Below are 5,688 nucleotides of genomic sequence, written 5' to 3'. Positions count from 1 at the left end.
GGAAGCCCGGTCGGCGGCCGAGACGAAGTCAAAGGGACGTTTAGCAGTTGCCTGGGCGATGGTGGCCTGGCCGAAATAGCGTTTGAGCGTGGTGGCACCGATGCTTGCCACCTCTGCCGCTGCGTGTGCCAGGTCGGAGAGCTTGCTTGTCATCATTCCGTCCTCAGTTCTGCGATGGTCACGCCGCTGCCACCTTCGTTCCAGGCCCCCAGCCGCGTCTCTTTGATGAGCGGGTGGCTGCGCAGGTACTCGCCGACGTTCTTGCGCAGCGTGCCGGTGCCTTTGCCATGGATCACTCTCACGCTGTGCAGGCCGGTGAGAGCCGCGCTGTCCAGGAACTTGCTCAACTGGTCTATCGCCTCCTCGCTACTCAGCCCGCGCAGGTCAATCTCATCGCCGACGGTGGCGGGACTGGTCACCTGGTAGGTCACGCCTCCTTTCCTTCGTCCTGGCTTGCCGGTAACTTTGGTGAGCTCGTCGAGGTGGACCCAGGTGGACACACTGCCGGCACGCAGCAGCACTTTTCCGCTGTCATCTGCTTCTGAAGCCACCACGCCCGTCGTCCCGTACCGATTCCAGAGCACCGTGTCGCCCTTGCGAATGGGACCCGGTGCAGTTTCGACGGGGGAAGGGGGCTCCGGGAGGGGCTCGGCCGCCTGCTTGGCCAACTCTTCCACTTGCGCCCGCTGCTCGGCGATGATGTGCTTGGCCGCGTGAATTGCCTCCCGAGAGGCCTGCTGCTCGCGAATCTCCCGAATGGCCTGCTCGACCGCGGCATTGGCGCGCCGGAGCACTTGTTCGGCTCGCTCGGCTGCCTCTTTTTGGAGCGCGCGCGTCTGGCGGGCAAGTTCGGCACTGCGCTGGCGGTAATCGCTCAGCAAAGCGGTCAATTCCCGGTCCTTCGCCTCGACCTCTGCCAGCAGCCTCCGGTAACGCAGCAATTTCTCTTCCAGCTCGGCAATCAGGCCTTCTACGGTGTTCTTCTGCGGCCCCACCAGTTCTCTGGCGCGCTCGAGTACCTCGGCGGGCAACCCCAGGCGATGGGCGATCTGGAAGGCATAGCTGGAGCCCGGTATCCCGGCACGGAAGCGATAGGTGGGGCGCAACGTCTCAGGATCGAATTCCATGGACCCGTTTGCCACCCCAGGCGTGCGGAACGCAAACGCCTTCAAGGCGCCGTGGTGGGTAGTGACCACCGTTCGGCAGCCTCGCCTGGTGAGCAGCTCGAGGACGCTCATTGCCAGCGCTACCCCCTCCTCTGGATCTGTGCCGGCACCGATTTCGTCGATGAGCACCAGGCTCGACGGGCCAGCCTCTTCAATTATTGCCCGGATATTGGCCACATGAGAGGAAAAGGTTGACAAGTCCTGCTCGATGGACTGCTCGTCTCCGATGTCGGCAAAAAAGGACGAAAACAGGGCAAAGTCCGAGTCTGGGCTCGCCGGGACGTGGAGTCCGCTTTGCGCCATGTGCGTGAGCAGGCCGTCAGTCTTGAGCGCCACGGTCTTGCCACCGGCATTGGGCCCACTAATGACCAACGTGGTAAACTGCTCGCCAAGGGTCAGGTCCAGGGGAACGACCTCTTGGTGCCCCTGCTTCAGGACAAGAAGGGGGTGCCTTCCCTGCTGGATGCGCACCAGGCCGTGCTCGTTGAGCGCCGGCTGGTTCGCCTGCAACCTTTGCGAGAACAGCGCCTTCGCGTTGACAAAGTCCAACTCGGCCAAGGTATCCATGTCGCGCAGGAGATCTTCGGCGCGGCTCCCCACCAGCGTGGTGAGGCGGCGCAGGATCTTTTCTTCCTCCTCTGCTTCTTGCAGGCGGAGCTCGCGCACCAGGTTGTTTACTTCGAACGTTTCGATCGGCTCGATGAACAGGCTGGCGCCGCTGGCGGAACGTCCGTGGACGAACCCTTTCACCTTGCTGCGCAGCTCCTCTCGGACCACCAGCACGAGGCGGCCGTCGCGCAAGGTGCTGCCTTGTTCCTGCAACGCCCCTTGGGCAGCGACGCGCCGCATCACCTGCTCGAGGAGCTGCCGCGCCCGTTCCTGCTGGCGGACGATTTCCCGCCTGAGGCGGGCCAGCTCAGGGCTGGCCGCATCGCGAATGTAGCCTGTCTGGGGATCGATGCAGCGTAGGAGCTCTGTTTCAATCTGGCGGTAGTCTGCCAGTCCAGCGAGCAGCTCGCCCAGCAGCGGGTAGCGGCCAACACGAGCCTTGCGGAAGTCGCAGAGGCGCCTGATGACCTCCAAGGTCCTCAGCACGCGCACGCACTCTTCGACGCTCAACATGCTGCCGGCCACAGCGGCCTTGCGCAGTTGCCCGCGGATATCCTGGAGCCCTGCCAGGGGAAGACTCGCGTCGGTTTCGATGAGGTCGCGCACTTCGCTCACCAGGCTCAGAGCACGCTGCGCCTGGTCGCGGGTAGCAAATGGGCGCAAGCCTTGGATGCGCTCGCGCCCTAACTCGCAAGTGCTTAGTGCGCCGAGGTGATTGAGGACCTTGTCATACTCCAGTAGAGTGCGGACTTTGTCGGGGAGCATATGCCACAAGAAGGGTCAGGGGCGTCCGCGCTCGCCACCCCCAGAGCTTGTGGAACGCGTCGGGCGTTTCTTTACCGGCGCAGGTGCTGACGGGAACTGCGGCTTGACCTGCTCGACGACCTTAGTAGCGCCTGTGCGCTCGATTCTTTCCACCATGGTGCCCTTGAGCTGGCCGAAGGTCTTCTCCAAGGGAAGCATGCGGCGGGCAGCGTCGAAGAGTGCCGGGGCCACGCGTTCTGTGGGGTGATAGAGTTGCGAGCGTTGGATGTCTTCTTCCACCGCAGGCGCCAAGGGAGTGAGCGAAAAGAGGAAGATCAGAATGCTGGCGACCACCACTCCCTCCACCACGCCCAAGAGGAGCCCACCGAGCTTGTCTAACCATTTGATGGCCATGGGGGAGAGGACTTTTTCCAAAGCGCTCTTGAAGAGGTGGAAGAACATCCACACCCCGCCAAAGACTAAGGCGAAGCCACCAAAAACGGCGAGGAGCTCGGGCATGTGGAACCGTCTGGCAAAGACACGACCGGCGTCGGGGCCGAAGCGTACAGCCACCACCAGTGCCGCGGCGATGCCGATCAATCCCACCACCTCTGCCAAGAGGCCTCTGCGCCAGCCCACGAAGATGAAGATCAAAATGATGGTCAGGATGGTGATGTCAAAGTAATTCATGACTTCCCACCTCCTCCCCTCCGACGCGCCCAGAAACAGAAGAGTGAACCACGACGCCGCCAGAGCTCCGTCTGTTCACTCTCCATGCCCGCCGCGGGTGTGGCTAACTCAACCGGCGCCGTGCCAGCTCCTGAACCAGCTTGCCGTCGGCGCGGCCCCGTAACCGTCGCATGGCTTCCGCCATGACCCTGCCCAAGTCTTTCATGCCCGTAGCTCCCACCTGGGAAATGACGGCCGCCAGCTCCTGGTCGATCTCTTCCGGCGAGAGCTGCTTGGGCATGTACGACTGAATCACCGCCAACTGCTCTTCTTCGCGTTGCAGGAGGTCGTTTCTCCCCGCCGAGGCAAAGGCCTCAATTGATTCCTTCCGCTTCTTCACAGCGCTGGTGAGGACCTGGAGTTCCTCGTCCGGCGATAGCTCACCCCCCTTGGCTATCTCGGCGTCTTTCAGTTGCGCGCGCAAGAGGCGGATGGCTGCCAGGCGCTCTTTCTGCCCAGCCTTGAGTGCCGCCTTCATGTCTTCAAGGAGTTTCTGCTGCAGGCTCAACGAGATGCTCCTCAATGTCGCTTCTTGATGCTGTCCCCCCGAGTCAATCGCCGGCCGCCGGCCTCCAGGCGAAAAGCGCGGAAAAAAAGGACCCCGCCTTGGCGCCGCTCAATGCAGCGGCAAGGCGAGGTGAGCCTTCGTTTCAGCGGTTTTCCATGAGCATCAGCTTACGCTGTTTGCGCTTGGCCGCGTTGAGTTTGCGCTTGCGCCTCTCGCTTGGCTTCTCGAAGTGCTGGTGCTTCTTGATATCTGCCATCAGCCCAGCCTTCTCGCAAGCCTTGGTGAATCTCTTCAGGGCTTTCTCAAAACTCTCGCCCTCGCGGACTCGCACTTTCGGCATGCAGCGCCCAACCTCCTTTCTGTTGTAGGCTCTTCTGTTTGCCCGTAATATAGGGAAATTCGCCTTCAAATGCAAGGCAATTTTCCGGTTTTACAACAGGTTGTTCCTTTCCTGCCGTGGGAGTGCGTTTTGTCTTGCATTCTTCGCAAGGATTTCCTATATTGGCGGCAGGCTGAAGACCCGTACAAGGGAACTGGAGGTCGATAACTTGCACTGCGAGCGTGCTGCCAGACTGCGAGCCACGGCTGCCGTGACTGGGTGGCTGCTTTCTCGGCTCGTTTATGGCTTTGAGCTTTCCCGCCTGGCCATTTTCCGCTTGAGGCCCGCGGCCCGGGTCCAATGGGTGCGGAAGGCGCAGAATCGCTGGGGGATCTGCCGATGGTTCTTCGCGCCTGAGCAGACGTACTGCCTGAGCGCGGGCAGCAAGGGCGACCGGCAAGTGGTGGTGGCGCAACTGCCTCCCTTTTCCCGCAACTGACAGCACGGAACGCCAGGAGGAAAGTGGCCAAACAGGGCGAAAAACATGCAATCCTCTGCCCGGCATGTGGCAAGCTGGTGAGCGCCGAGGCCGAGGTCTGTATTCACTGCGGCTATAGGCGGCCCGGGCGGCGGGGAATCACCTCGGTGGTGCGTCGACTGGCAGGCAGAGGGGTGCGCGCAGTGCCGGTGCTCATTGCGCTGTGCGTGGTGCTCTACGTGGTGAGCCTGCTTCTTGATCTGCGGGCGGTGGCGCAGCCGCACGGCGTGACTGGCCTGCTGGCGCCGAGCATGTGGAGTTTGGCGCGACTGGGCATGACCGGCGCGGCGGCGCTCTTTGCAGGGAAGTGGTGGACGCTCATCACTGCCATCTATCTGCATGGCAACCTCTTGCATCTGCTTTTCAATGTGCTGTGGATCCGGCAGTTAGGACCCGCTGTCGAGGAACTTTTCGGCACGCCCCGCTTGTTGCTGATCTTTACACTCTCCGGCGCCGCCGGCATGCTTCTCTCTGGACTCTTGGGGGTGGGCTTCACCATCGGTGCTTCGGGGGCCATCTTTGGGCTCATGGGCGCGCTGATCAGTTACGGCCGCATGCACGGGGGACTCATGGGGTCGCTCTTGTCCCGCCAGCTCTTGCTCTGGGCAGTAGTGTTGCTGGCCATGGGCTTCATGATGCCTGGGGTGAACAATGTGGCCCATCTGGTGGGCTTTGCCAGTGGGTTTTTCCTTGCCCAGCTCCTCGGCTATGGCGCGCGGCGTGGTTCGTTAGGGCTGCAACTTGCAGCGGCCGCCACCGTGGTGCTGACCTTGCTCTGCTTTGTCCTCGCCCTCCTTGCCTGAGGTGTGCGCGGGAGAGGAGTGGGCCATCTCCCGCGCGGCTCGCAGACGCTCTCTTGCCGTTTCTGTTTTCGGGGTCCTACGCTGGGAACTCGCCAAGTTCCGCAAGTGGAATGCAGGGGTGCACCGGTGTGCCGAAGCCCCGCCACTCGCCGAAGGAGGGGGGCACACGCAGGGGACCTGCTCTCGATGCTGTCGGTGAACGGCGCAGGCCTTGCGCAAGCATCGTCGGCGCATGGAGGGGCGAGAGGCGGGGGGCTCGGAGCCGTCCGTGC

The 5,688-nt window shown here is 62.5% G+C and carries 7 protein-coding genes; 2 read left to right on the top strand and 5 right to left on the bottom strand.

What is annotated here, in order from left to right:
- The 5 genes from H5U38_12755 to rpsU all read right to left on the bottom strand — a co-directional run.
- On the bottom strand, positions 1-156 hold a 156-nt coding region (locus H5U38_12755), incomplete at its 3' end, for a hypothetical protein (protein MBC7187896.1).
- Entirely contained in the window at positions 153-2,540 is a 2,388-nt protein-coding gene (locus H5U38_12750; protein ID MBC7187895.1) for an endonuclease MutS2, read from the bottom strand. The genes H5U38_12750 and H5U38_12755, both read right to left, overlap by 4 nt.
- A gap of 15 nt (positions 2,541-2,555) precedes the next feature.
- Positions 2,556-3,209 (bottom strand): CvpA family protein, encoded by a 654-nt coding sequence (locus H5U38_12745; protein ID MBC7187894.1) that lies wholly within the window; start codon positions 3,207-3,209, stop codon positions 2,556-2,558.
- 103 nt (positions 3,210-3,312) lie between these two features.
- A complete protein-coding gene (locus H5U38_12740; protein MBC7187893.1) occupies positions 3,313-3,756 on the bottom strand; it encodes a GatB/YqeY domain-containing protein in 444 nt (147 codons plus the stop codon).
- Positions 3,757-3,898: 142 nt separating this feature from the next.
- A complete protein-coding gene (gene rpsU, locus H5U38_12735; GenBank protein ID MBC7187892.1) occupies positions 3,899-4,096 on the bottom strand; it encodes a 30S ribosomal protein S21 in 198 nt (65 codons plus the stop codon).
- Between the two features lie 208 nt (positions 4,097-4,304).
- Here rpsU and H5U38_12730 point away from each other — a divergent pair, with 208 nt between their 5' ends.
- Both H5U38_12730 and H5U38_12725 read left to right on the top strand, forming a co-directional pair.
- Positions 4,305-4,574, top strand: coding sequence for a hypothetical protein (locus H5U38_12730; protein MBC7187891.1), 270 nt, complete (start codon positions 4,305-4,307; stop codon positions 4,572-4,574).
- A gap of 23 nt (positions 4,575-4,597) precedes the next feature.
- Positions 4,598-5,416: a rhomboid family intramembrane serine protease gene (locus H5U38_12725; GenBank protein MBC7187890.1), complete on the top strand. Its 819-nt coding sequence runs from the start codon at positions 4,598-4,600 to the stop codon at positions 5,414-5,416.
- Positions 5,417-5,688: the final 272 nt, after the last annotated feature.

It is taken from the genome of Calditrichota bacterium (genome assembly GCA_014359355.1).
Classification (GTDB): domain Bacteria; phylum Zhuqueibacterota; class Zhuqueibacteria; order JANLFK01; family Oleimicrobiaceae; genus Oleimicrobium.
This window is presented reverse-complemented; position numbering and strand designations above follow the sequence as displayed.

Excerpts from the sequence above, each read along its gene's own strand:
- H5U38_12750 (MBC7187895.1), bottom strand. The coding sequence starts at position 2,540 with ATGCTCCCCGACAAAGTCCGCACTCTACTGGAGTATGACAAGGTCCTC.
- H5U38_12745 (MBC7187894.1), bottom strand. The coding sequence starts at position 3,209 with ATGAATTACTTTGACATCACCATCCTGACCATCATTTTGATCTTCATC.
- rpsU (MBC7187892.1), bottom strand. The coding sequence starts at position 4,096 with ATGCCGAAAGTGCGAGTCCGCGAGGGCGAGAGTTTTGAGAAAGCCCTG.